The 23,499-nt window shown below is 71.2% G+C and carries 22 protein-coding genes; 15 read left to right on the forward strand and 7 right to left on the reverse strand.

Annotation, left to right across the window (positions count from 1 at the left end):
• Positions 1–14: 14 nt before the first annotated feature.
• The 6 genes from H5965_RS34000 (at position 15) to H5965_RS34025 (ending at position 9,240) form a co-directional block, all read left to right on the forward strand.
• Positions 15–1,997 (forward strand): maltotransferase domain-containing protein, encoded by a 1,983-nt coding sequence (locus H5965_RS34000; RefSeq protein WP_310974880.1) that lies wholly within the window; start codon positions 15–17, stop codon positions 1,995–1,997.
• A 40-nt stretch (positions 1,998–2,037) separates the two neighbouring features.
• Positions 2,038–3,846, forward strand: a complete 1,809-nt coding sequence (gene treS / locus H5965_RS34005) for a maltose alpha-D-glucosyltransferase (protein WP_310974881.1) — start codon at positions 2,038–2,040, stop codon at positions 3,844–3,846.
• Positions 3,847–3,851: 5 nt separating this feature from the next.
• Positions 3,852–5,231 (forward strand): maltokinase N-terminal cap-like domain-containing protein, encoded by a 1,380-nt coding sequence (locus H5965_RS34010; RefSeq protein ID WP_310974882.1) that lies wholly within the window; start codon positions 3,852–3,854, stop codon positions 5,229–5,231.
• Positions 5,228–7,435, forward strand: coding sequence for a 1,4-alpha-glucan branching protein GlgB (gene glgB, locus H5965_RS34015; RefSeq protein ID WP_310974883.1), 2,208 nt, complete (start codon positions 5,228–5,230; stop codon positions 7,433–7,435). Before H5965_RS34010 ends, glgB begins: the two co-directional genes overlap by 4 nt.
• A gap of 178 nt (positions 7,436–7,613) precedes the next feature.
• Positions 7,614–8,006: a hypothetical protein gene (locus tag H5965_RS34020; protein ID WP_310974884.1), complete on the forward strand. Its 393-nt coding sequence runs from the start codon at positions 7,614–7,616 to the stop codon at positions 8,004–8,006.
• 40 nt (positions 8,007–8,046) lie between these two features.
• Positions 8,047–9,240, forward strand: a complete 1,194-nt coding sequence (locus H5965_RS34025) for a hypothetical protein (RefSeq protein ID WP_310974885.1) — start codon at positions 8,047–8,049, stop codon at positions 9,238–9,240.
• A gap of 54 nt (positions 9,241–9,294) precedes the next feature.
• Here the strand turns inward: H5965_RS34025 and H5965_RS34030 are convergent, their stop codons facing one another.
• Both H5965_RS34030 and ppgK read right to left on the reverse strand, forming a co-directional pair.
• Positions 9,295–10,695 (reverse strand): RNA polymerase sigma factor, encoded by a 1,401-nt coding sequence (locus H5965_RS34030; protein ID WP_310974886.1) that lies wholly within the window; start codon positions 10,693–10,695, stop codon positions 9,295–9,297.
• Positions 10,696–10,868: 173 nt separating this feature from the next.
• Positions 10,869–11,636, reverse strand: coding sequence for a polyphosphate--glucose phosphotransferase (gene ppgK / locus H5965_RS34035; RefSeq protein ID WP_396136973.1), 768 nt, complete (start codon positions 11,634–11,636; stop codon positions 10,869–10,871).
• A 64-nt stretch (positions 11,637–11,700) separates the two neighbouring features.
• On the opposite strand from ppgK, the gene H5965_RS34040 reads away from it, so the two are divergent.
• Complete coding sequence (locus tag H5965_RS34040) at positions 11,701–12,519, forward strand: inositol monophosphatase family protein (protein WP_310974887.1); 819 nt, start codon at positions 11,701–11,703, stop codon at positions 12,517–12,519.
• Between the two features lie 180 nt (positions 12,520–12,699).
• On the opposite strand, the gene cei is transcribed toward H5965_RS34040, so the two are convergent.
• Positions 12,700–13,383, reverse strand: coding sequence for an envelope integrity protein Cei (gene cei / locus H5965_RS34045; RefSeq protein WP_310974888.1), 684 nt, complete (start codon positions 13,381–13,383; stop codon positions 12,700–12,702).
• A 512-nt stretch (positions 13,384–13,895) separates the two neighbouring features.
• On the opposite strand from cei, the gene H5965_RS34050 reads away from it, so the two are divergent.
• Positions 13,896–14,204 (forward strand): DUF4193 domain-containing protein, encoded by a 309-nt coding sequence (locus H5965_RS34050; RefSeq protein WP_013224476.1) that lies wholly within the window; start codon positions 13,896–13,898, stop codon positions 14,202–14,204.
• 141 nt (positions 14,205–14,345) lie between these two features.
• On the opposite strand, the gene H5965_RS34055 is transcribed toward H5965_RS34050, so the two are convergent.
• The gene (locus tag H5965_RS34055) at positions 14,346–14,828 is read right to left on the reverse strand and encodes a DUF3093 domain-containing protein (protein ID WP_310974889.1); all 483 of its coding nucleotides are present in this window, start codon (positions 14,826–14,828) and stop codon (positions 14,346–14,348) included.
• A gap of 24 nt (positions 14,829–14,852) precedes the next feature.
• On the opposite strand from H5965_RS34055, the gene dut reads away from it, so the two are divergent.
• A complete protein-coding gene (gene dut, locus H5965_RS34060; RefSeq protein WP_310974890.1) occupies positions 14,853–15,356 on the forward strand; it encodes a dUTP diphosphatase in 504 nt (167 codons plus the stop codon).
• The gene (locus H5965_RS34065; protein WP_310974891.1) at positions 15,356–16,018 is read left to right on the forward strand and encodes a DUF3710 domain-containing protein; all 663 of its coding nucleotides are present in this window, start codon (positions 15,356–15,358) and stop codon (positions 16,016–16,018) included. The genes dut and H5965_RS34065 overlap by 1 nt, the downstream gene beginning before the upstream one ends.
• A gap of 41 nt (positions 16,019–16,059) precedes the next feature.
• On the opposite strand, the gene H5965_RS34070 is transcribed toward H5965_RS34065, so the two are convergent.
• Positions 16,060–16,743: an alpha/beta hydrolase gene (locus H5965_RS34070; RefSeq protein ID WP_310975223.1), complete on the reverse strand. Its 684-nt coding sequence runs from the start codon at positions 16,741–16,743 to the stop codon at positions 16,060–16,062.
• A gap of 135 nt (positions 16,744–16,878) precedes the next feature.
• Here H5965_RS34070 and H5965_RS34075 point away from each other — a divergent pair, with 135 nt between their 5' ends.
• Both H5965_RS34075 and H5965_RS34080 read left to right on the forward strand, forming a co-directional pair.
• Complete coding sequence (locus H5965_RS34075; protein ID WP_003074944.1) at positions 16,879–17,259, forward strand: OB-fold nucleic acid binding domain-containing protein; 381 nt, start codon at positions 16,879–16,881, stop codon at positions 17,257–17,259.
• Between the two features lie 9 nt (positions 17,260–17,268).
• Positions 17,269–17,988, forward strand: a complete 720-nt coding sequence (locus tag H5965_RS34080; protein ID WP_310974892.1) for a DUF3159 domain-containing protein — start codon at positions 17,269–17,271, stop codon at positions 17,986–17,988.
• 217 nt (positions 17,989–18,205) lie between these two features.
• Here H5965_RS34080 and H5965_RS34085 read toward each other — a convergent pair whose 3' ends face one another.
• Positions 18,206–18,862 (reverse strand): TrkA family potassium uptake protein, encoded by a 657-nt coding sequence (locus H5965_RS34085; protein WP_003067924.1) that lies wholly within the window; start codon positions 18,860–18,862, stop codon positions 18,206–18,208.
• Positions 18,859–19,524 carry a TrkA family potassium uptake protein gene (locus tag H5965_RS34090; protein ID WP_310974893.1) on the reverse strand — a complete coding sequence of 222 codons (666 nt, stop codon included), beginning with the start codon at positions 19,522–19,524 and terminating at the stop codon, positions 18,859–18,861. Before H5965_RS34090 ends, H5965_RS34085 begins: the two co-directional genes overlap by 4 nt.
• 93 nt (positions 19,525–19,617) lie before the next feature.
• Here H5965_RS34090 and H5965_RS34095 point away from each other — a divergent pair, with 93 nt between their 5' ends.
• From H5965_RS34095 to H5965_RS34105, 3 genes are read left to right on the forward strand one after another with little or no spacing between them, the layout of a single operon-like run.
• Positions 19,618–21,651 (forward strand): APC family permease, encoded by a 2,034-nt coding sequence (locus tag H5965_RS34095; RefSeq protein ID WP_310974894.1) that lies wholly within the window; start codon positions 19,618–19,620, stop codon positions 21,649–21,651.
• Complete coding sequence (locus tag H5965_RS34100; protein WP_310974895.1) at positions 21,648–22,835, forward strand: class I SAM-dependent RNA methyltransferase; 1,188 nt, start codon at positions 21,648–21,650, stop codon at positions 22,833–22,835. The genes H5965_RS34095 and H5965_RS34100 overlap by 4 nt, the downstream gene beginning before the upstream one ends.
• A gap of 34 nt (positions 22,836–22,869) precedes the next feature.
• Positions 22,870–23,439, forward strand: coding sequence for a TIGR03086 family metal-binding protein (locus H5965_RS34105; RefSeq protein WP_310974896.1), 570 nt, complete (start codon positions 22,870–22,872; stop codon positions 23,437–23,439).
• Positions 23,440–23,499: the final 60 nt, after the last annotated feature.

Genomic DNA, 23,499 nt, shown 5'->3' on the forward strand with positions numbered 1-23,499 from the left:
GAAGGGCGTTGCCCATGACCGGCCGGCTCGGCATCGACGACGTCTCCCCCAGCGTGAGCTGCGGCCGGTATCCGGCCAAAGCCGTTGTGGGGGAACACATCCCGGTCTTCGCGACCGTCTGGCGCGAGGGCCACGACGCCGTCGCGGCGACCGTCGCGTGGCGTGGCCCGGAAGACCGGCTGACCCGCCAGACGCGGATGGTGCCGCGCGGTCCCGACCACCCCGACGAGTTCGCCGCGGTGATCGCGCCGGACACCACCGGGATGTGGACGTTCCGGATCGACGCCTGGAGCGACCCCTGGGCGACGTGGGAGCACGCCGTCGAGGTGAAGGTCGCCGCCGGGCAGGGGCCCGAAGACCTCGCCAACGACCTCGAGAACGGCGCCCGGCTGATCGAGCGCGTCTCCCGCCGCCCGGACCGCCGCGGCGAGAAGGCGCTCCTGACCGGTGCGGTGAAGGCCCTGCGCGACGAGGAGCGCAGCCTCGCCGAGCGCGTCGGGCCCGCCCTCTCGCCCGAGGTCCGCCAGGTCATGCACGAGTTCCCGGTGCGGGAGCTGATCACCAAGGGCAAGCCGCACAAGGTGTGGGTCGACCGCCGCCGCGCCGCGTACGGCTCCTGGTACGAGCTGTTTCCCCGCTCGACCGGTGGCCTCGACGCCGAGGGCAAGCCGGTGCACGGCACCTTCGCCACCGCCGCGACCGCGCTCGACCGCGTCGCGAAAATGGGCTTCGACGTCGTCTACCTCCCCCCGATTCACCCGATCGGGCGAGTGAACCGCAAGGGACCCAACAACACGCTCGACGCCAAGCCGGAGGACGTCGGCTCGCCGTGGGCGATCGGCGCCGACGAGGGCGGCCACGACTCGATCCACCCCGAGCTGGGCACCTTCGAGGACTTCGACGCCTTCGTCGCCCGCGCGGACGAGCTCGGCATGGAGGTGGCGCTCGACTTCGCGCTGCAGGCCGCGCCCGACCACCCGTGGGTCCTGAAGAACCCCGAGTTCTTCACCACCCGCCCGGACGGCTCCATCGCCTACGCGGAGAACCCGCCGAAGAAGTACCAGGACATCTACCCGATCAACTTCGACAACGACCCCAAGGCCGTCTACGAAGAGATGCTGCGGGTGATCACGGTCTGGATCGACCACGGGGTGAAGATCTTCCGGGTCGACAACCCGCACACCAAGCCGCCGGACTTCTGGGCCTGGCTGATCCAGTCGGTCAAGGACGCCCACCCGGACGTGCTGTTCCTGGCCGAGGCGTTCACCCGCCCGGCGCGCCTGTGGGGCCTGGCCCGGCTCGGCTTCACCCAGAGCTACACCTACTTCACCTGGCGCACCGGCAAGCAGGAACTGATCGACTTCGCCATCGACCTGCGGGAACACTGGAACGAGGGTCGGCCGAACCTGTTCGTCAACACGCCGGACATCCTCCACGAGTCGCTGCAGCGCGGCGGCCCGGGCATGTTCGCGCTGCGGGCGGCGCTGGCGGCGACGATCTCGCCGACCTGGGGCGTCTACTCCGGCTACGAGCTGTTCGAGCACGTCCCGGTCCGCGAAGGCAGCGAGGAGTACCTCGACTCCGAGAAGTACCAGCTGCGTCCGCGCGATTTCGAGCGCGCGCTCGCCGAAGGGCGTTCACTGGAGCCATGGCTGGCGAAGCTGAACGCCGTCCGGCGCGCGCACCCGGCACTGCAGCAGATGCGCACCCTGCACTTCCACCACATCGACAACGACGCGTTGCTGGCCTACTCCAAACAGGACCCGGCCACCGGCGACACCGTGGTCACGGTCGTCACCCTCGACCCGTACGGGCCCCAGGAGGGCACGCTCTGGCTCGACACCGGCGCGCTCGGCTTCGAAGCGCACGAACGGCTGATCGCCCACGACGAGGTCACCGGCGACACCTGGGACTGGGGCCCGGCGAACTACGTCCGCCTCGAACCCTGGCGGGCGGTGGCCCACGTGGTGTCGGTGCGGCGGCGGCTGGCCGGCTGAGAACGGAAGGACAGGAACCCGAGGGACTGAGGTGGAACAGATGGCGGATGAGGCCCGGCCCGACGCGGCGTTGGGGCTGGAGGGCGTGCCGCACACCGGCGAGGCGATGACCGCCGACGGCATGCTCGTGGAACCACAGGCCGGGGACTTCCGGTCGGCGCAGCAGGCGCCGAGCAACCCCGAGTGGTTCAAGGGCGCGGTGTTCTACGAAGTGCTGGTGCGCGCGTTCGCCGACTCGAACGGCGACGGCACCGGCGACCTGCGCGGCCTGGCCGGGCGGCTCGACTACCTGGCCTGGCTGGGCATCGACTGCCTGTGGCTGCCGCCGTTCTACGCCTCGCCGCTGCGCGACGGCGGGTACGACATCAGCGACTTCCGCGCGGTGCTGCCGGAGTTCGGCAGCGTCGAGGACTTCGTCTTCCTGCTCAACGAAGCGCACCGGCGCGGCATCCGGGTGATCACCGACCTGGTGCTCAACCACACCTCGGACGCGCACCCGTGGTTCCAGCAGTCCCGCAGCGAGCCCGACGGCCCGTACGGCGACTACTACGTGTGGAGCGACGACGACTCCCGCTACGCCGACGCGCGGATCATCTTCGTCGACACCGAGACGTCGAACTGGACCTACGACCCGGTCCGCGGCCAGTTCTACTGGCACCGGTTCTTCTCCCACCAGCCCGACCTGAACTACGAGAACGTCGACGTCCAGAACGCGATGATCGACGTCCTGCGGTTCTGGCTCGACCTCGGTATCGACGGGTTCCGCCTGGACGCCGTGCCGTACCTGTTCGAGCAGGAGGGCACCAACTGCGAGAACCTGCCGCGCACGCACGAGTTCCTCAAGCGCTGCCGCAAGGTCGTGGACGACGAGTACCCGGGCCGGATCCTGCTGGCCGAGGCGAACCAGTGGCCCTCGGACGTCGTCGAGTACTTCGGCGACCCGCAGGTCGGCGGCGACGAGTGCCACATGGCGTTCCACTTCCCGCTGATGCCGCGGATCTTCATGGCCGTGCGCCGCGAGTCGCGCTTCCCGATCTCGGAGATCCTCACCCAGACCCCGGAGATCCCCAGCGGCACGCAGTGGGGGATCTTCCTGCGCAACCACGACGAGCTGACCCTCGAGATGGTCACCGACGAAGAGCGCGACTACATGTACGCGGAGTACGCCAAGGACCCGCGCATGAAGGCGAACATCGGCATCCGCCGGAGGCTCGCGCCGCTGCTGGACAACGACCGCAACCAGCAGGAGCTGTTCACCGCGATGCTGCTGTCCCTGCCGGGCTCGCCCGTTCTGTACTACGGTGACGAGATCGGCATGGGAGACAACATCTGGCTCGGCGACCGCGACGCGGTCCGCACCCCCATGCAGTGGACCCCGGACCGCAACGCCGGGTTCTCCTCCTGCGACCCCGGCCGGATCTACCTGCCGGTGATCATGGACCCGGTGTACGGCTACCAGGGCCTGAACGTCGAGGCGCAGTCCAACAACAGCTCGTCGCTGCTCAACTGGACCCGCCGGATGATCGAGGTGCGCAAGCAGCACCACGCGTTCGCCGAGGGCGAGTTCGTCGACCTCGGCGGGTCCAACCCGAGCGTGCTGGCCTACAAGCGCCAGTGGCGGCGCCCGGACGGCGGCGAAGACGTCGTGCTCTGCGTGAACAACCTGTCCCGGTTCCCGCAGCCGGTGGAGCTGGACCTGTCCGCGCACCGCGGGTGCACGCCGGTGGAGCTCACCGGCGGCGTGCGGTTCCCCAGCATCGGGGACCTGTCGTACCTGCTGACGCTGCCCGGGCACGGCTTCTACTGGTTCCAGCTGACGAGCCCGGGAGACGAAGGCGAAGCGAGGTGAGTCCCTTGTCCGACCCGCGTGAGCTGGTCGACGACCTGACCGAGGACCTGAAGCGCTGGCTGCCGGAGCAGCGGTGGTTCGCCGGCAAGGACCGGCCGGTGACCGGCGTCCGGACGCTCGGCGTGACCGAGCTGGTGTCCGGCGATCCGCAGCTCCTGCACGTCGTGATCGAGGTCGCCCAGGACGACCGGCGCGAGCCCTACCAGCTGCTGGTGGGCCGCCGGACGCACCCGCCGGAGATCGCGTCGACCAGCTGGATCGGGGCCGTCGGTGACCTGAACGCCTACGAGGCGTCCGGCGACCTCGACGTCACCGGCGTGCTGCTGGACCTGATGGCCCGTGAGGAAACCGTGGGCTCCCTGACCTTCGAGCACGAGCCCGGCGTCGAGCTGGAGACCGGCCTGCGGGCCCGGCCGATCACCTCGGAGCAGAGCAACACGTCCCTGGTCTACGCCGGGCAGTACATCCTCAAGCTGTTCCGGAAGCTGTCGCCGGGCAAGAACAAGGACCTCCTGCTGCACCGCGCGCTGCAGGCGGTGGGCAGCAAGCACATCGCGGCCCCGCTGGGCTCGATCACCGGTGACCTGGACGGCGAACCGACCACGGTCGGCATGCTCCAGCAGTTCGTCCCGGACGCGGTCGACGGCTGGGCGATGGCCACCACCAGCGTCCGCGACCTGATGGCCGCGCCGGAACTGCACGCCGAGGAGGTCGGCGGCGACTTCGCCGGCGAGGCGGAGCGGCTCGGGCGGGCCGTCGCCGAGGTGCACGCGGACCTGGCCGAGGCGCTCGGCACCGAGCCGGTGGACGCCGACGAGCTGGAACGCTCGGCGAAGGCGATGCTCGACCGGCTCGACACGATCGCCGCGCGCGTGCCGGAACTGGCCGCGCACGCCCCGGCGCTGCGGGCGGCGTTCGAGAAGCTGCGCGCCCTGCCGCTGGACGCGGTGACCATGCAGTACATCCACGGCGACCTGCACCTGGGCCAGGTGCTGCGGACCGTCGGCGGCTGGCTGCTGATCGACTTCGAGGGCGAGCCGGCGGCCCCGGTGGAAGAACGGCACGCGCTCCGGTCGCCGTTGCGCGACGTCGCGGGCATGCTGAGGTCGTTCGACTACGCGGCCCAGCAGATGCTGGTCGGCCAGCCGGACGACAGTGCGCTGGCCGAGCGCGCCCACGAATGGTCGGAGCGCAACCGGAAGGCGTTCTGCGAGGGCTACGCCGCGGTCGCGGCGGACCCGCGGGAGCAGGGCGAGCTGCTGCGCGCCTTCGAACTGGACAAGGCGGTCTACGAAGTGGGTTACGAGCACGCGAACCGGCCGGACTGGCTGGGCGTGCCGCTCGCGTCGATCGCCCGGATCACTAGCGGAGGGACGACACCGTGAACGCGGCTCCCGAAGGCCTCCCGGCCGCGGCCCCGCCGGCCGCGGACATCGACCGGCTGCTCGCCGGGTCCCACCACGACCCGCACTCGGTGCTGGGCGTGCACGCCGTGGGCAAGGGCTTCGCCGCCCGGGCGCTGCTGCCCGGCGCCAAGGCCGTCGCGCTGGTCGCGGGCGGCGAGAAGTACCCCATGGAACCGGTGATCGACGCGCTGTTCGCCGTCGCCGTGCCCGAGCACCCCGGTGACTACCGGCTGGAAGTCGAGTACGACGGGCACACCGTCACCTGCGACGACCCGTACCGCTGGCTGCCGACGGTGGGCGAGCTGGACCTGCACCTGATCGGCGAGGGCCGGCACGAACGGCTCTGGGAGGCGCTCGGCGCGCACGTGCGGTCCTACGAGACCCCGGGCGGGGTCGTCGAAGGGACGTCGTTCGCGGTCTGGGCGCCGAACGCGCGCGGGATCCGGGTGATCGGCGATTTCAACGGCTGGGACGGGCGCGGGCACGCGATGCGCTCGCTGGGCTCGTCCGGCGTCTGGGAGCTGTTCGTGCCCGGCGTCGGCGCGGGCACCTGCTACAAGTTCCGGATCCTCGGCGCCGACGGCAACTGGCACGAGAAGGCCGACCCGCTGGCGTTCGCCACCGAGCAACCGCCCGCGACGGCATCGGTCGTCACCAGTTCCGCTCACGTCTGGGACGACGACGAGTGGGTCGCCCGGCGCGAAGCCACGCAGTGGGCCGCGGCGCCGATGAGCGTCTACGAGGTGCACCTCGGCTCGTGGCGGCCCGGGCTCGACTACCGGGAACTGGCCGACCAGCTCGGCGACTACCTCGTCGAAACCGGTTTCACGCACGTCGAGCTGCTCCCGGTGTCGGAGCACCCGTTCGGCGGCTCGTGGGGCTACCAGGTGACGTCGTACTACGCGCCGACGTCCCGCTTCGGCTCGCCGGACGACTTCCGCTACTTCGTCGACCGCCTGCACCAGCGGGGGATCGGCGTCCTGGTGGACTGGGTGCCGGCGCACTTCCCGCGCGACAGCTGGGCGCTGGCCCGCTTCGACGGGACGCCGCTGTACGAGCACGCGGACCCGCGCCGCGGCGAGCAGCCCGACTGGGGCACGCTCGTGTTCGACTTCGGCCGCAACGAGGTCCGCAACTTCCTGGTCGCCAACGCGCTGTTCTGGCTCGACGAGTTCCACCTCGACGGCCTGCGCGTGGACGCCGTCGCGTCGATGCTGTACCTCGACTACTCCCGCAAGGAAGGGGAGTGGCTGCCCAACCAGTACGGTGGGCGGGAAAACCTGGACGCGGTGCGGTTCCTGCAGGAGCTGAACGCGACCGTCTACAAGCGACACCCGGGTGTGGTGATGGTGGCCGAGGAGTCGACGGCCTGGCCGGGCGTCACCCGGCCGACGCACCTGGGCGGCCTCGGGTTCGGCTTCAAGTGGAACATGGGCTGGATGCACGACACGCTCCGGTACCTCTCGCACGAGCCGATTCACCGGGCGTACCACCACAACGAGATGACGTTCTCGCTCGTGTACGCGTGGAGCGAGAACTTCGTGCTGCCGCTGTCGCACGACGAAGTCGTGCACGGCAAGGGATCCCTGTGGGGCCGCATGCCGGGCGACGCGTGGAACAAGGCGGCCGGGCTGCGCTCGCTGCTGGCGTTCATGTGGGCCCACCCGGGCAAACAGCTGCTGTTCATGGGCGGCGAGTTCGGTCAGCCGGGGGAGTGGTCGGAGTCGCGCTCGCTCGACTGGCACCTGATGGACGAGCCGCTGCACCTCGGCGTCTGGGAGCTGCTGCGGTCGCTGAACACGGTGTACCGGTCGTCCCCGGCGCTCTACAGCCAGGACACCTCACCGGACGGCTTCCGCTGGATCGACGCGAACGACTCCAGCGGCAACGTGCTGAGCTTCCTGCGCATCGGCACCGACGGCTCGCGGCTGGCCTGCGTGGCCAACTTCGCGGGCGTCCCCCACCACGACTACCGGGTGGGCCTGCCGGCGGCGGGCCGCTGGCTGGAGGTCGTCAACACCGACGCCGAGGCCTACGGCGGTTCCGGCGTCGGCAACATGGGCGCGGTGGAGGCGGTCGAAGAGCCGTGGCACGGCCAGCCGGCATCCGCGGTCCTCCAGCTCCCCCCGGCCGGAGTCCTGTGGCTGGTCGAAGAAACCCCGGAGCCCCCCGACCTCCCGTGACCCAAGGGCCGACACGCGTGATCAGGAGGTCGACACGCGTGATTGAGGGGACGACACGGCAACTGGCGTCGTGTCGACCCTCCAATCACGCGTGTCGGCTCTCCGATCACGCGTGCTGACCCTCCGATCACGCGAAAAGGTCTCCGCGGGGCGGGCGTTGCGGGCTTACCATCGGAGGATGGACGGCGCCGGTGGCGTCCTCGCGAACCTGATCCTCTTCGCCGTGGTCTGTCTCGCTCCCACGGTGCTGTTCTGGTGCGCGCTGCGGATCCCCAAGCTGGTCGCCTGGATCCGGGAGAAGCGCGCGAAGCCGCAACCCGAAAGCCCGCCGATCGAGCGCGTCGCCGCGGACCTGCGCCGGGTGCACCGGTTGCTGGCCGGCTACCCGTCCGGAACCCCGGCCGCGCGCCGCCTCGGCACCCGGCAGGCGTACGACGAGCTCCTCACCGTGGCCTGCCGCCAGGTCGGCGTCCCGCACCGGCTCGGGGAGCTGCCCGAGGGGATGGACCGCGAGATCGAACGCCTGCGCGTCGAGCAGTCGCTGCGGGAGCGCGGGCTGGCCGTGCCCTGAGTTGTACCGGTCGTGTATGCGCGGCGGGCACGCTGCCGCCATGCGACTCCTGATCGGCTTCGTGACGCTGCTGCTGCTCGGCCTCGCCCCGGCGGCCCAGGCGGCGGCGACCTTCCCCCGGCTGGACGCGGCGACCGTCGACGGCTTCCGGCTCACCGCCGGGGACACCTTCGCCACCTACGGTTCGCGGATCGCCGCACTGGAGACGAAACTTCCGCCGCGCGGGCTCGGCTCGCTGCTCGCCGACACCAAGCGGAAGGGCCGCCCGCTCTGCCACGGCACCAACCTGGCGGCGGCCCTCAAGCCGGCGGGCTTCTGCTGGGAGGACGCGAACGACGACAAGACCAATGACTGGATCCCGCAGGGCCTGACCGGCTCTGGGGACGCTTCGCCGGCGACCGGGACGGTCGGCGGCAAGCGCGTCGTGGCGGCGTCGTGGCACACCCCGGGCGACACGATGGTCCGCCTGTCCTTTGTGGACGCCGCCGGGCTCGGCTACCGGCACGTCCTGCTGGTGGAACCGACGTCCGGCACGGACTTCCGGGCCGTCACCGGCCACGGCCACGGCCTGACGTGGGCGGGCAACCGCCTGTTCGTGGCGACGACCGGCGGCCTGATCCGCGTCTTCGACACGACGCACTTCTGGAAGGTCGACGCGAGCGCGGGGACGGTCGGCCTGGGCGCGGACGGCCAGTACCACGCGGCGTTCTACGACTACGCGATGCCGCAGATCGGCGCGTACTGGTACCCGGGCGGCGGCGCGTGCACGACAGCGACCGACGTGCGCCCCTGCCTGTCGACGTTGTCGTTCGACCACACGGACTCGACGATCGTGACGGCGGAGCACGTCCCGTCGGCGGCGGGCGGCCGGGTCCTGCGCTGGCCGTTCGACGCGGCTTCCGGTGGTTTGGCGGCGTCGGCCGACGGCCAGGTGCACGCGGTGGAGGGCTTCTCGTCCCCGGTCTGGGGGATGCAGGGAGCGGCGTCGCGCAACGGCTACTTCGTGCTGACGGGCGTGTGCCCGGAGTACGCGGGCGTGGCGGGCGACCACCCGTCCTGCCTGCACGGCGGCGTCGGCGGCGCGTCGACGTCGAGACTGGCCGGCCAGGCCCCGGTGAACAGCCAGAACCTGTCGTACTGGCCGGCGACGGGTGAGCTGTGGCTGCTCAACGAGCAGCTGCGGGAGCGCGTGGTCGTCCACGTCCCCTGGACGACGCTGACCGGACGGCCCTGAAACGGCGGAAACCCCGCCACCGTGCGCCGGTGGCGGGGTTTCCGTGACGAACGCTCAGTCCAGGTAGTCGCGCAAGACCTGAGACCGCGACGGGTGGCGCAGCTTCGACATCGTCTTCGACTCGATCTGCCGGATGCGCTCGCGGGTCACCCCGTACACCTGGCCGATCTCGTCGAGCGTGCGCGGCTGGCCGTCGGTGAGGCCGAAGCGCAGCCGGACCACGCCCGCCTCGCGCTCGGACAGCGTCTGCAGCACCGACTGGAGCTGGTCCTGCAGCAGCGTGAACGACACCGCGTCCACCGCGACGACCGCTTCGGAGTCCTCGATGAAGTCACCGAGCTGCGAGTCGCCCTCGTCGCCGATCGTCTGGTCGAGCGAGATCGGCTCACGCGCGTACTGCTGGATCTCCAGGACCTTCTCCGGGGAGATGTCCATTTCCTTCGCAAGCTCTTCCGGGGTCGGCTCGCGGCCGAGGTCCTGGAGGAGTTCACGCTGTATGCGGCCGAGCTTGTTGATGACCTCGACCATGTGCACCGGGATGCGGATGGTGCGCGCCTGGTCGGCCATCGCGCGGGTGATCGCCTGGCGGATCCACCACGTGGCGTACGTCGAGAACTTGTAGCCCTTGGTGTAGTCGAACTTCTCCACCGCGCGGATCAGGCCGAGGTTGCCCTCCTGGATCAGGTCCAGGAACGCCATGCCGCGGCCGGTGTAGCGCTTGGCCAGCGAGACCACGAGCCGGAGGTTCGCCTCCAGCAGGTGGTTCTTGGCGCGCTCGCCGTCACGCACGATCCACTTGAGATCGCGGCGCATCTGGGTGACGAGCTTCTCGCCCTCCTCCTCGGCGGTGCGCACGCGCTCGGCGGCGTAGAGCCCGGCCTCGATCCGCTTGGCCAGCTCCACCTCCTCCTCGGCGTTCAGCAGCGCGACCTTGCCGATCTGCTTGAGGTAGGCGCGAACGGAGTCGGCGGACGCGGTGAGCTCGGCGTCCTTGCGCGCCTGGCGCAGCGCCTCGGACTCCTCTTCGTCCCAGACGAAGTCCGGGTTGTCGGAGCCCTTCGCCGCCTTGTCGGCCGCGGCGCCGCGGCGACGCTGAGCCGGCGTCTCCTCGTCGGCTTCTTCGTCGTCATCGTCGTCGTCGGCCGAGTCGGTGTCCGGCTCGTCGTTGACCGTTTCGTCGACGACGTCGACCTCGACCTCTTCCAGGTCCGACAGGTCGGGCGAACCGAGGTCTTCGTCCTCGAGGTCGCCGGGACCGTCCGGCTCGCCGTCTTCGGTCTTCGGGCTCTTGGTCACGGCCTTCTTCGCCGGTGCCTTCTTGGCCGGCGCCTTCTTGGCGGTGGTGGTCTTGCGGGCCGCCGGCTTCGCCGTCCCGGTGGCTGCCTCTTCGGCCGGCTCGCCGGCTGCGGTCGCGGTCTTCGTCCCGCCTCGGGTTGCGGTTCTTGCGGCTGCCACTTACGCCCTTTCGCAGCGGTCGATCACGACGAGCAACGGCACGGGTGCCACTGCTGCCTCACATTCGGGGATCACGCCTCGGCCTGCGGTTTTGCCCTCCGCAGCCGTGGGCCGTGTTCCATTGTAACGACGGTACGCGCATGCGGTGCGAAGCGATCACCCTCAGCGCCGATTCAGTGCTCGATGCCCTCCGCCGCGGCGGCCGCGGCGCCGACGATGCCGGCGTTGTTCTGCAGGCTCGCCACCAGCACCGGAGTGCGGATGTCCAGCAGCGGCACCCATTTCTCGGCCTTCTTGCTGACCCCGCCGCCGACGATGAACAGATCCGGCCAGATCAGGTTTTCCAGCACGGTCAGATAACGGTGCACCCGCTTGGCCCATTCGGGGTAGGAGAGCCCCTCGTTGTCCTTCACCGAAGCGGCCGCGCGCTTCTCGGCGTCGTGGCCGTCGATCTCGAGGTGGCCGAATTCGGTGTTGGGGACGAGCTTGCCGTCCTGGAACACCGCGCTGCCGATGCCGGTGCCGAAGGTGAGCAGCGCGGTGACGCCCTTGCGCGCGACCGGGTCGCCGAAGCGGATCTCCGCCATGCCCGCCGCGTCCGCGTCGTTCAGCATCGCGATCTGGTCGACGCTGCGGCCGAGCCGCTTGGCGAACAGCGCGTCAGCGTCGGTGCCGATCCACTGCTTGTCGATGTTGGCGGCGGTGTGCGCGACGCCCCGCTTCACGACCGCCGGCAGCGTGACGCCGACCGGGCCGTCCCAGCCCGCCTGCGTGACGACGTCGTGCACGACGTCCGCCACCGCCGACGGCGTGGACGGCTTCGGCGTCTCGATCCGGATGCGGTCGCCGATGAGCTGACCGGCGTCCAGGTCGACCAAGGCGCCCTTGATCCCGCTGCCGCCGATGTCGATGCCGAAACCTCGGCGGGTCGCCTCCACCACGGACGTGGTCCCTTCTCGCACGATTCAGAAGCCTGCCTCGGAGACTTTAACCGGATGTGGTGACATGTCGGACGTGGGAGTTGACGAGTCGTTGCTGAAAAGCGTCGCGGTGCAGGTCGCGACGGAAGCCTCCGCCCTGGTCCGCGAGGCCTGGGAGGGGATGGCGGATGGCCGCTCGGTGGCCGTGGGCACCAAGTCCGGGGCGACCGACGTGGTGACCGCGGTGGACCACGAGTCGGAGGAGCTGGTGCGCTCGCGGCTGGCTTCGCTGCGCCCCGGCGAGCCGGTGCTGGGCGAGGAAGGCGGCGGTGCGGCGGGCGACGGCGTCACGTGGGTGGTCGACCCGATCGACGGGACGGTCAACTTCCTCTACGGGCTGCCGTGGTTCGCGGTCTCGGTGGCGGCCCAGGTCGGCGGGGTGTCGGTGGCCGGCGCGGTGGTCGAGCCGGCGAGCGGCCGCGTGTGGTCGGCGGCCCGCGGCCAGGGCGCGTACCTCGACGGGCGGCGCCTGACGGTGTCGGCGCCGTCGAGCTTGGAGGTGACGCTGGTCGGAACCGGTTTCGCGTACTCGCCTTCGCGGCGGACGCGCCAGTCGCGCTTCGCGGCCGCGCTGCTCGGGCACGTGCGCGACATCCGCCGCAACGGGGCGGCCTCGCTGGACCTGTGCGCGGTGGCGGCGGGCTGGCTGGACGCGTACGTGGAGCACGGCCTCAACCGCTGGGACTGGGCGGCGGGAGCGCTGATCGCGGCCGAGGCGGGCGCGGAGGTCGTCTTGCCGGGAGCGGCGCCGGAGCTGGGCGCGGACGCGACGTACGCGGCGGCGCCGTCGATCGCGGACCCGCTGCGGAAGGTCCTGTCCGACTGCGGCGCCGCGGAGGTCTGAGCCTCCCGGCGCGGGCTGTCGCGAATGACTCATTCGCGGCGCCGGACGTCCCGAATGAGTCATTCGCGACCTCCGGCGGCCGGGCGGGTCGCCTCGGGCGGCCGAAACTGTCGGTGCCGTCCGGTAGCGTGGAAAACGGGGGGCGCCCCCGCGGGCCGAGTGTCGGCGCAGGTCAGCGGGTCAGCAGGCCACGTCGCGGGCCGAGGCCAGGAGCGTCTGGTCCACCACCGGCGCCTTCGCGCCCGCGGACTGCTCGTTGCCGCCGCCGCCCTGGTGGGTCCGGGACCAGTCGGCGAGCTGCGTGATGATCTGCTTCGCCTCCGCGCGGGGCCGCAGGTCGCCGAACAGGGTTCCCGTCACCAGGTCGACGCTCGCGTCCTTGCGGTTGTCCTGGACCAGCTCCGCGCACGGCACCACCAGGCTGAGCGTCCGGGCCGCGGTGACGCCGTTCTCGCCGAAGCGGATCTGGCCGCGGCACTTGGCCTCGCGGTTCTCGTACGCCGGGTCGTTGGCCGGGTCGGCGGCGCTGGTGAACCCCAGCTCCTTGAGCGCGGTCGTGGCGATGCCGCCCTGGCCGCGGCTGCCCGAGGCGTTGAGGACCCGGTAGGCGACCTTGTCCGGCGGGACCGGGGCGCGGTCGTCGAGCGCGTTGTGGGGCAGGCTGCTGAACGTGACGCCCGGCGGCGGGCTCGCGGGCGGGTCGCACTTGACCGCCTCGTCGACGTCGCCCTTGCCGATGGCCGCGTTCACCCAGACGACGATCGCGCCGACGGCGAGCACGCCGATGACGATCAGCGCCGGCAGCGGCTTGTGCTTCCGATACGGCCGCGTCCCACGGTCCCCGATGCCGTTCCCCGACGCCACCTGCCCGTCCCTTCCCGAACACGAAACCGGCCGTGCGTACCGGGCACCGCCGAGGCCGGTCAGCCTAGGCGCTGCGACCGACGCACGCGGTCCCGGGTCACCCCGTGGGTCCCCGTGTCAATTGTGCGGTACCGAACCCCGCCGGACCGATCCCCGTCACAGCGATCGCACCACGCCGGGGTGGCGCGGGGCAAGCGGACACGGGTCGCGCGTGAAGTTCTCCACCTGCGGGCAACCCGAACGGACGACAACGCGTCTTACCTGCGGGTTCCCCCTGTCGGGTGACGATTCCCCGGCAATGTCTGACTCGTTGCAGAACCCGGACGGCGGTGAGCTACCCTTCCCGGGCTCCGGCCGCAGGAAGAGGCCCGAAAAGAAGAGACCTCGGTCACTTCGGCCGTCGGGCACAAACAGGGGCCCTGGAACGTTGACCAGCGGCACGGCGGACTCACGGGCGCATCCGGGAGTCCGGGAAAACGACTACACAAGCTGATCGCAGGGGTGAGGGACACATGGCTACCGACTACGACGCTCCGCGCCGCAGCGAAGCCGACGAGCTGGCCGAAGACTCGTTGGAGGAGCTCAAGGCCCGGCGGAACGAGAACCAGTCCGGCGTCGTCGACGTCGACGAGGACGCGACCGCCGAGAACTTCGAGCTGCCGGGTGCCGACCTCTCCGGGCTTTCCGGTGAGGACATGACCGTGAAGGTGGTGCCGAAGCAGGCGGACGAGTTCACCTGCTCCGTGTGCTTCCTGGTGCACCACCGCAGCCGGCTGGCCGAGGACAACGGCGGACGCCTGATCTGCCGCGACTGCGCCTGAGAAGCGCAGAGGGGTTCTCGGACACAGGGGACGAACAGACGCGACGGAGAGCCTCGAGGGAAACCGGGGGAGGCTCGAAGCGCGCTGGGGACAAGGGGGCCGGCCGGCAGGCCGGCCCCCTTCCACATGTCCGGACGGCGATCAGGCGCCCTTGAGCAGCTCGGCGACCTTCTCCGGGTGCCGGGTGCTGAACAGCCAGTACGGCGTCGGGTCGTCCGCGTCGGTCAGGTGGACCTTCACGACCGGGCCGACCCAGCCGCGGTGCAGCACGTAGGCGGCCGGGTCGCCGTCGCGGCCCAGGGCCTTGCGCTTGGCCTCCTTGTCGAAGACCTCCACCTCGCCGGCGTAGCGCAGCGGCAGGTGGGCGTCGCCGACCCACAGTTCCGGCTCGTCGCCGCCGGTGATCCGGACCTTCGACCGGCCCAGCGACAGCAGCAGCGCCACGACCACCGGCAACGCGATCACGTACGGCAGCCACGCCCGGATCCCGGGGTACCCGAGGTCGATCTCGGCCGCGAGCAGCACCGCCCCCAGCACCGGCAGCGGCCAGCCCCACCACGGGACGTACAGCCGTTCGGAGTGCCGGACCGTCGCGTTCGCGGCCGTCTTCGCTGATTCACCCACGGGTAGAGAGTAATCTCGCCGCCCGTGTCCAGCGTTCAGGTACTCCTCTCCCGGCTCGATCCGGATGTCCCGCCGCCCGCCTACGCCCGACCGGGCGACGCGGGCGCCGATCTCGTCACCACCTCGGATATCGTCCTCGGACCCGGGGAACGCGGCGTCGTCGGCACCGGCGTCGCGATCGCGCTCCCGCCCGGGTACGCGGGGTTCGTCCACCCGCGGTCGGGCCTGGCCGCCCGGGCCGGCCTCTCGGTGGTGAACACCCCGGGCACGATCGACTCGGGCTACCGAGGCGAGATCAAGGTCTGCCTGATCAACCACGATCCGGTGCATCCGCTGGAGCTGACGCGCGGCGACCGCATCGCCCAGCTGGTCGTGCAGCGGGTCGAGCACGCCGAGTTCGTCGAAGTCGACACCCTCGACGCGACCGAGCGGGGCGACGGAGGCTACGGCTCGACGGGTGGACACGCCACACTGGGAGCACCGGCGCTCGCCGCGAGCGCCGCCACGGGGGAAGGAACGGAGAAGTAGTGGGGATTTTCGGACGCAAGCGGCGGACCGAGGGCGGGTCCGCGGGACGGCACGCCGCGCCCGAGGCCGAAGACACTTTCGAGGACGAGGCGTACGACGAGGAATCGGAGCTTTCGGACGTTTCCGACGGCCCGTTCGATGTCGCGGACTTCGAGGACGACGGCATCCCGCGGATCGACCTCGGCTCGGTGAAGGTGCCGGTGCCCGACGGCTCCCAGGTCCAGGTCGAGATGGACCCGGAGGCCGGGGGCGTGCGCGCGGTGCACGTCGTCACCGAGCAGGGCCAGATCACGGTCAGCGCGTACGCCGCGCCGCGCTCGGGCGGGCTGTGGCGGGAGGTCAGCTCCGAGCTGGCCGACCAGCTGCGCTCCGACGGCGCCAAGGTGACCTTGGGCCGCGGCGTGTGGGGCCTGGAGATCTCGGCCATCATCGGCGACGTCGCGCTGCGCTTCGTCGGCGTCGACCGGCCCCGCTGGATGCTGCGCGGCGTCATCGCCGGCCCCCAGTCGGAGGCCGCGGCGGCCGTCGAGGTGCTGCGCGAGATCGTCCGGCGGACGATCGTCGACCGCGGCGACGCGCCGATGCCGGTCCGGACCCCGCTGACCATCACGCTGCCCGAGGCGGTCGCCGAGCACATCGCGGCCCAGCAGCAACAGGGCTGACCTGCTCCCGAAGGGCGCTCTCACCGCGGTGAGAGCGCCCTTCAGCGCGTCCGGAGGGCCCTCAGGAAGGCGAGGACGGTCGCCCGGCCGAGGGATTCGCGGTCCGCGCCCAGCGCCGTGAGCGTCGTCTCGCCGAGGGCGGCGCGCGGGAGTGCGCTCGCCCACTCCGATGCGACTTTCGTCGGGTGGATCGGGTCGTCGGTGCACGTGCCGATCCCGGCCGGGACGGCCAGCGCCGCCAGTTCGGCGAGGGTGGGGGAGGGGCGGCCGGCGGCGACGCGCAGGCCGGCCGCCAGCCCGTCGCCGTGCCGCCGCCACGCCCGGTCCAGTTCCGCCCGCAGCCACGCCGGGCTGCCTTCGGTCTGCGCCAGCGCCGCGCCGACGCCGGAAGCGGCCACCAGATCCGCCGTCAGCGTCGCGGCCTGCGAGGCGGGTGCCGGGCCCGGGACGCCGTTCCAGGCCGGGAGCGCGGCCAGCAGGCCCCCGCAACGGGCCTGGTTGCGCACGGCCCACTCCGCGGCCAGGTGGGCGCCGAACGAAATGCCGCCGACGAGCAGTTCGCCGTGTTCGTCCGCCAGCGCGTCGAGGGTCGCCAGGTAGCCGTCGGCGAGCGCCGCGCCCGGGGGCGGCGGTGGCGCGATGAGCGGGACACCGAGGGCGCGCAGGGGCCGTTCGAAGACGGCCCGGACGAACACGTCGTCCGAGCCGGTGCCGGGCAGCAGCACCACGGCGGGAACTCTGATTGCGGACGTCACGTTGCGATCTTTGCGCAAAGGCGTTTCCCTGGCGGGGACCGCAGTACGCTGGAATCGCACGGGCCGCAAGCAAATTGTCGGGGGCCCCGGAGCACAGGAGCACCTATGTCCGCCAAAGACGGCGGCTACTTCAGCCGGCTGGTACGCAAGCTGACCAGCGATGTCGAGGATCTCGACGCCGACGAGATGTCGATGAGGTCGGGCGCCGAGGGGGCGCAGCGGGCCTGCGACTGCCGCTCGGGCGAAGAGGTCACCGTGATGGGGCGGCTCCGCAGCGTCGAGCTGTGCCCGACCAACGAGGCCGCCACGCTGGAGGCCGAGCTGTTCGACGGAACACAGGGCGTGACGCTAATCTGGCTCGGCCGCCGCCGGATCCCGGGCATCGAGCCTGGCCGGACGATCAAGGTGCGCGGCCGGATGGCCGAGCGTGACGGCCAGAAGGTGCTGTACAACCCCTATTACGAGCTCCAGAGCCCAGTGAGTTGATCACCCAAAGTGACTGAATCCGCCCCGAGCGAGAAGAAGACCGACGGCGAAGAGCCGCAGCCGACCCTGCTCGAGCAGATGGGCGGGGTGTCCGGCCTGATCTACTCGTCGGTGCCGGTGATCGTCTTCGTGCTGGCGAACTCGTTCTTCGGCCTGACCGCGGCCATCTGGACGTCGATCGGCAGCGCGGTGGCCATCACGGTGCTGCGCGTGGTCCGCAAGGAGCCCCTGCAGCCGGCGATCTCCGGCTTCTTCGGCGTCGCGATCGCGGCGTTCATCGCCTACCGCACGGGGTCGGCGAAGGGGTTCTTCCTGTTCGGGATCTACGCGAGCTTGATCTACTGCGGCATCTTCGTGCTGTCGGTGGTGGTCCGCTGGCCGATCGCGGGCGTGGTCTGGAACATGCTCAACGGCACGGGCCAGGCGTGGCGCAAGGACAAGCCGTCCCGCTACGGCTACGACATCGCAACCCTGGCGATGGCGGCCATCTTCGCGGCCCGGTTCGTGGTGCAGCGGTGGCTCTACCAGGAGGATTACACGGGCTGGCTGGCCTTCGCGAAGATCGCCATGGGCTACCCGCTGTACGCGCTGGGCCTGCTGGTGGTCGTGTGGGCGGTCCGCCGCTCGGACAAGCGCCTGAAGGCGCTCGCCGAGTCCGAGCCCACGCCGGAGACGGACGCCGAGGTCGAGGCCCGGCTGCGCGAGAAGTACGCGACTCCGGAGGCCTGAACCGCCCGAACGCCTGGCCCGCCGCCGCGCAACCCCCGCGCGTGGGGGCGCCCCCCCGTTTTCCACGCTACCGGCAGGCACCGACAGTTTCGGCCGCCGAGCGTCGCGAATGACTCATTCGGGACCTCCGACGTCCCGAATGAGTCATTCGCGGCACCGCCGGCCTCGGAGCACGAAAAGGCCCCCAGCGCGCACACCGGGGGCCTCCTCGTCAGCCTCAGTAACCCAGCGCCGTCCGGATCTCCGGCTCCACATCCGCGGTCGCCACGAAGAGCAGCTCGTCGCCCGGCTCCAGCGGGTCCTCCGGCTGCGGCACGATCACCCGGTCGCCCCGCAGGATCGTCACCAGCGCCGCATCCCGCGGCAGCGTCAGCTCGCTCACCGGCTTCCCGGCCAGCGGTGTCTCCGCCGGCAGCGTCAGCTCGACCAGGTTGGCGTTGCTCTGCCGGAACGTCATCAGCCGCACCAGGTCGCCGACGCTGACCGCCTCCTCGACCATCGCCGCCAGCATGCGGGGGGTCGAGACCGCCACGTCGACGCCCCAGGCGTCGGTGAACAGCCACTCGTTGGCCGGGTTGTTCACCCGGGCCACCACCCGCCGGACCGCGAACTCCGTCTTCGCCAGCAGCGACACCACCAGGTTGGCCTTGTCGTCGCCCGTCGCCGCGATCACCACGTCGCACTGCTCGATCCCGGACTCCTCCAGGATCGAGACCTCGCAGGCGTCCCCCAGCACCCAGTCGGCCTGCTCGACCGCGTGCGGCTCGAACTGGTCGGCCTCGCGCTCGATGAGCATCACCTGGTGCCTGCCGTCGATCAGCTCGGCGGCGATGGAACGGCCGACCGCCCCGGCGCCCGCAATCGCGACCCTCATGCCTCGTCCTCCGGTTCGCGGTGGGCCACACTGGTCACGTCGGTGACGGTGCCGGACCGCGCGGCCACCCACACGACATCGTCGGCCTGCAGCACCGTCTTCGTGTCGGGCAGCACCCCGGTGCCGAAGCGCATGATGAACGCCACCCGCGCGCCGGTCGCCTCCTGCAGGGACTTCACCGAGTGCCCGACCCAGCCCTCGTGCAGCGGCAGCTGCAGCAGCGCGACGTTGCCCGACGGGTCCCGCCACGCCGACGCGACGCCGTCCGGCAGCAGCGTGCGCAGGAACCGGTCGGTCGTCCACGGCACGGTCGCCACCGTGGGGATGCCCAGCCGCTCGTACACGGCCGCGCGCTTGTGGTCGTAAATGCGCGCGACGACGTGCTCGATGCCGAAGTTCTCCCGGGCGACGCGCGCCGAAATGATGTTCGAGTTGTCGCCGCTGGACACCGCCGCGAACGCGCCGGCCCGCTCGATGCCGGCTTCGATCAGCACCCGGCGGTCGAACCCGACGCCGACGACCTGCTGGCCGTGGAAGTCGCTGCCGAGCCGGCGGAACGCCTGCTGGTTCTTGTCGATGACGGCCACCTCGTGGCCGAGCCGCTCCAGCGCAGCGGCCAGGGACGCGCCGACCCGGCCGCATCCCATGATCACCACGTGCACGCCCTGCCTCCTCCTCGGCGGTTCACCCGTCCGTCTTACCCCCGACACACCAGCGCCGAACCTACCGTGCCCCCGGAACGTTAGGCTTCCGTGGTGTCGAAGTTCCCGACCGTGCTGAAACGCCTGGTCCTCGGACGTCCGTTCCGCAGTGACCGGCTCTCTCACACGCTCCTGCCCAAGCGCATCGCGCTGCCGATCTTCGCGTCGGACGCGCTCTCCAGTGTCGCCTACGCGCCGGAAGAGATCTTCCTGACGCTGAGCGTCGCCGGGCTGTCCGCGTACGCGCTCGCGCCGTGGATCGGCGTCATGGTCGCCCTGGTCATGCTGGTGGTCGTCGCCTCGTACCGGCAGAACGTGCACGCCTACCCGAGCGGCGGCGGCGACTACGAGGTCGCCAACACGAACCTGGGCGGCAAGTTCGGCCTCACCGTGGCCAGCGCCCTGCTCGTCGACTACGTGCTGACGGTCGCGGTGTCCACTTCGTCCGGTGTGGCCAACATCGGCTCGGCCGTCCCGTGGGTCGCGCAGCACAAAGTGCTCGCGTCGATCGTCATCGTGGTCGTGCTGACGTCGCTGAACCTGCGCGGCATCCGCGAGTCGGGCAAGGCCTTCGCAATCCCGACATACGGGTTCATCATCGGCATCCTCGCCATGGTCGCCTGGGGCCTGGTGCAGGCCGCCACCGGCACCGAGATGAAGGCCGAGAGCGCCGGGTTCACGCTGACCGCCGAAGGCACCTTCGCGGGCGTCGGGTACGCGTTCCTGGTGCTGCGGGCGTTCTCCTCCGGTGCGGCGGCGCTGACCGGGGTCGAGGCGATCAGCAACGGCGTCCCGGCGTTCCAGAAGCCGAAGTCGAAGAACGCGGCCACCACGCTGCTGATGATGGGCCTGCTCGCGGTCACCATGCTGGTCGGCATCATCACGCTGGCCACGATCACCGACGTCAAGTTCGCCGAGGACCCGGCGCGGCAGCTCGAAGGCGCGCCCGCGGGCTACGAGCAGAAGACGATCGTGGCGCAGATCGCGCACGCGGTGTTCGCCGACTTCCCGCCGGCGTTCTACTACATCTCCTTCTCCACCGGCATCATCCTGCTGCTGGCCGCGAACACCGCGTTCAACGGCTTCCCGGTGCTGGGCTCGATCCTGGCGCAGGACCGCTACCTGCCGCGCCAGCTGCACACGCGCGGCGACCGGCTGGCGTTCTCCAACGGCATCCTGTTCCTGGCCGCCTTCGCGCTGGTGCTGATCATCGCGTTCGACGCCGAGGTGACCCGGCTCATCCAGCTCTACATCGTGGGTGTGTTCGTGTCGTTCACGGTCAGCCAGGCGGGCATGATCCGGCACTGGAACCGGCTGCTGGCCAGGGAAACCGACCCGGGCGCGCGGCGGCGGATGCGGCGCTCGCAGACCGTCAACGCCATCGGCCTGACGATGACCGCGACCGTCCTGGTGATCGTGCTCATCACCAAGTTCCTGCTCGGCGCCTGGATCGCGATCGCCGCGATGGTGGCCATCTTCGCGCTGATGACGGCGATCCGGCGGCACTACGACCGCGTCGCCGACGAGCTGAAGGAACTCGGCGACACCCCGACCGTGCTGCCGTCGCGCAACCACGCGATCGTCCTGGTGTCCAAACTGCACCGGCCGACGCTGCGCGCGCTGGCCTACGCCAAGGCGATGCGCCCGGACGTCCTCGAGGCCGTGACGGTCAATGTGGACGATGCCGACACCCGCAAGCTCACCGCCGAGTGGGACGCGCACAACTTCAAGGTGCCGCTGAAGGTCGTCGAATCGCCCTACCGCGAGATCACGAAACCCGTCCTCGATTACGTGAAGCGGGTCCGCGGTGACAACCCGCGCAACGTGGTCACCGTGTTCATCCCGGAGTACGTGGTCGGGCACTGGTGGGAGCAGGTGCTGCACAACCAGAGCGCGCTGCGGCTCAAGGGACGGCTGCTGTTCCAGTCCGGCGTGATCGTGGCGAGCGTGCCGTGGCAGCTGGAGTCGTCGGCCAAGGCGGCCGCGCGGGTCCGCAACGAACGCCCCGCCGCCGGTGACGTCCGCCGCGGGTTCTCGCCCAACGGGAAGCCGGTCGCGGCGCCGAAGCCCAAGGAGCCTGCCGAATGACGAGCTGGCTGGGCCGCGTCCTCGAGGTCGAGGTCGGTGCGGTCGCGCACGGCGGCCACTGCGTCGCCCGCGCGGACGGGCGGGTCGTGTTCGTCCGGCACGCGCTGCCGGGCGAACAGGTCCGGGTCGAGATCACCGAGGACAACGGCGGTTCGTTCTGCCGCGGCGACGCGATCGAGGTGCTCGTCGCGTCGCCGCACCGGGTGCCGCCGCCGTGCCCGCTGGCCGTGCCGGGCGGCTGCGGCGGCTGCGACTGGCAGCACGCTTCGCCCGACTACCAGCGCACGCTCAAGGCTTCGGTGGTGGCGGAACAGCTGCAGCGGCTCGCGGGGATCGAGCGCGACGTCGTCGTGGAGGCCCTCGACGGCGGGCCGCTGGACTGGCGCAGCCGCGTCCGCCTGGTCGCCGGCCGTGACGGGCGGGCCGGGCTGCGCGCCCACCACAGCCACCGGGTGGTGGCCCTGGACGACTGCCCGATCGCGGTCCCCGGCGAGCTCGACGACGTCCTGGCGCGGCGCTGGCGGCCCGGCAGCGAACTGGAGGTCACGACCGACGGCGACGGCGATCTGCACGTGCGGGAGCTGTCGACGGTCCGCGGGAAGGTGCGGGCGCGGCAGCTGACCGGCGGCGTCGCGGTCCAGCACGCGGCGGGCCGCGACTGGCGCCTCGACGCGCACGGTTTCTGGCAGGTCCACCCGGCGGCGGCGTCGACGCTGGCCGCGGTCGTGGGGGAGTGGGCGGAGGCACCGTCCGGCGGCACGGCCTGGGACCTCTACGCGGGGGTCGGGTTGTTCGCGTCGGTGCTGGCTTCGCAGGTCGGTGCGGCGGGCCGGGTGCTGGCGGTCGAGTCCGGCCGGCGCGCGGTGGCCGACGGCGAGCGCAACCTCGCGGACCTGCCGCAGGTTTCGTGGCGCGCCGGGCGCGTGGAGCACGTGCTGGCCTCGGCGGCCAAGCCGGTCGACGTCGTGGTGCTGGACCCGCCGCGCAAGGGAGCGGGCAAGGCGGTCGTGGAGTCGATCGTGGCGGGTTCACCCGATCGGATTGTCTACGTGGCGTGCGACCCGGCGGCCCTGGCTCGTGACCTGGCGTTCTTCTCTTCACACGGGTACTCGCTGACGGATCTGCGGGCGTTCGACGCGTTCCCGATGACCCACCACGTGGAGTGTGTGGCGCTGCTGTCCTGAGTTTTTTGTCGGTGGTGGTCGGCACACTTCCGGCATGACTGTTCTCGACGAGTTCGACCTCGCAGCTTCGACGGTGACCGGCCTGGTCACCGCGGTCCGTGCCGACCAGTGGGCGCTCCCGACGGCGTGCGCCGAGTGGGACGTGCGCGCGGTGGTGAACCACTTGGCGCACGGCAACGCGAAAGTGGCGTTCTGGGCGGGCACGGGCCCACCGGCGCCGGACGGCGACTACCTGGGTGCGTCGCCGGCTGCGGCGTTCGCGGCTTCGGTGGCTTCCGCGCGGTCTGTGCTGGCCGCGCCCGGGCTGTTTTCCCGGCAGGTGACCACGCCGCTCGGTGAGGTGCCGGGGGTGTTCCTGGTGCACATGCGGGTGAACGAGTACCTGGCCCACGGCTGGGACATCGCGGACGCGACAGGGCAGCCGACGGACCTGGCGCCCGAGCTGGCCACGCGGGCCCTGGAGCAGTGGCGGTCGCGGTTCGGAGCGGCGCCCCGGCAGCCGGGCGGCCCGTTCGGCCCGGAGGTTCCGCCGCCCCCGGAAGCGACGCCGGCCGACCGGCTGGCGGCATTCCTCGGCCGGAAGGCGGTGAACAGCTGGAGCTGAGCCGGGGGAGTAGCCGGAGGAGGCTGACGGCGGCGGTCCGTGTGGCGGGTGCCGGGTCGC

The sequence above is a fragment of the Amycolatopsis sp. 505 genome (genome assembly GCF_031625235.1).
Taxonomy (GTDB): domain Bacteria; phylum Actinomycetota; class Actinomycetes; order Mycobacteriales; family Pseudonocardiaceae; genus Amycolatopsis.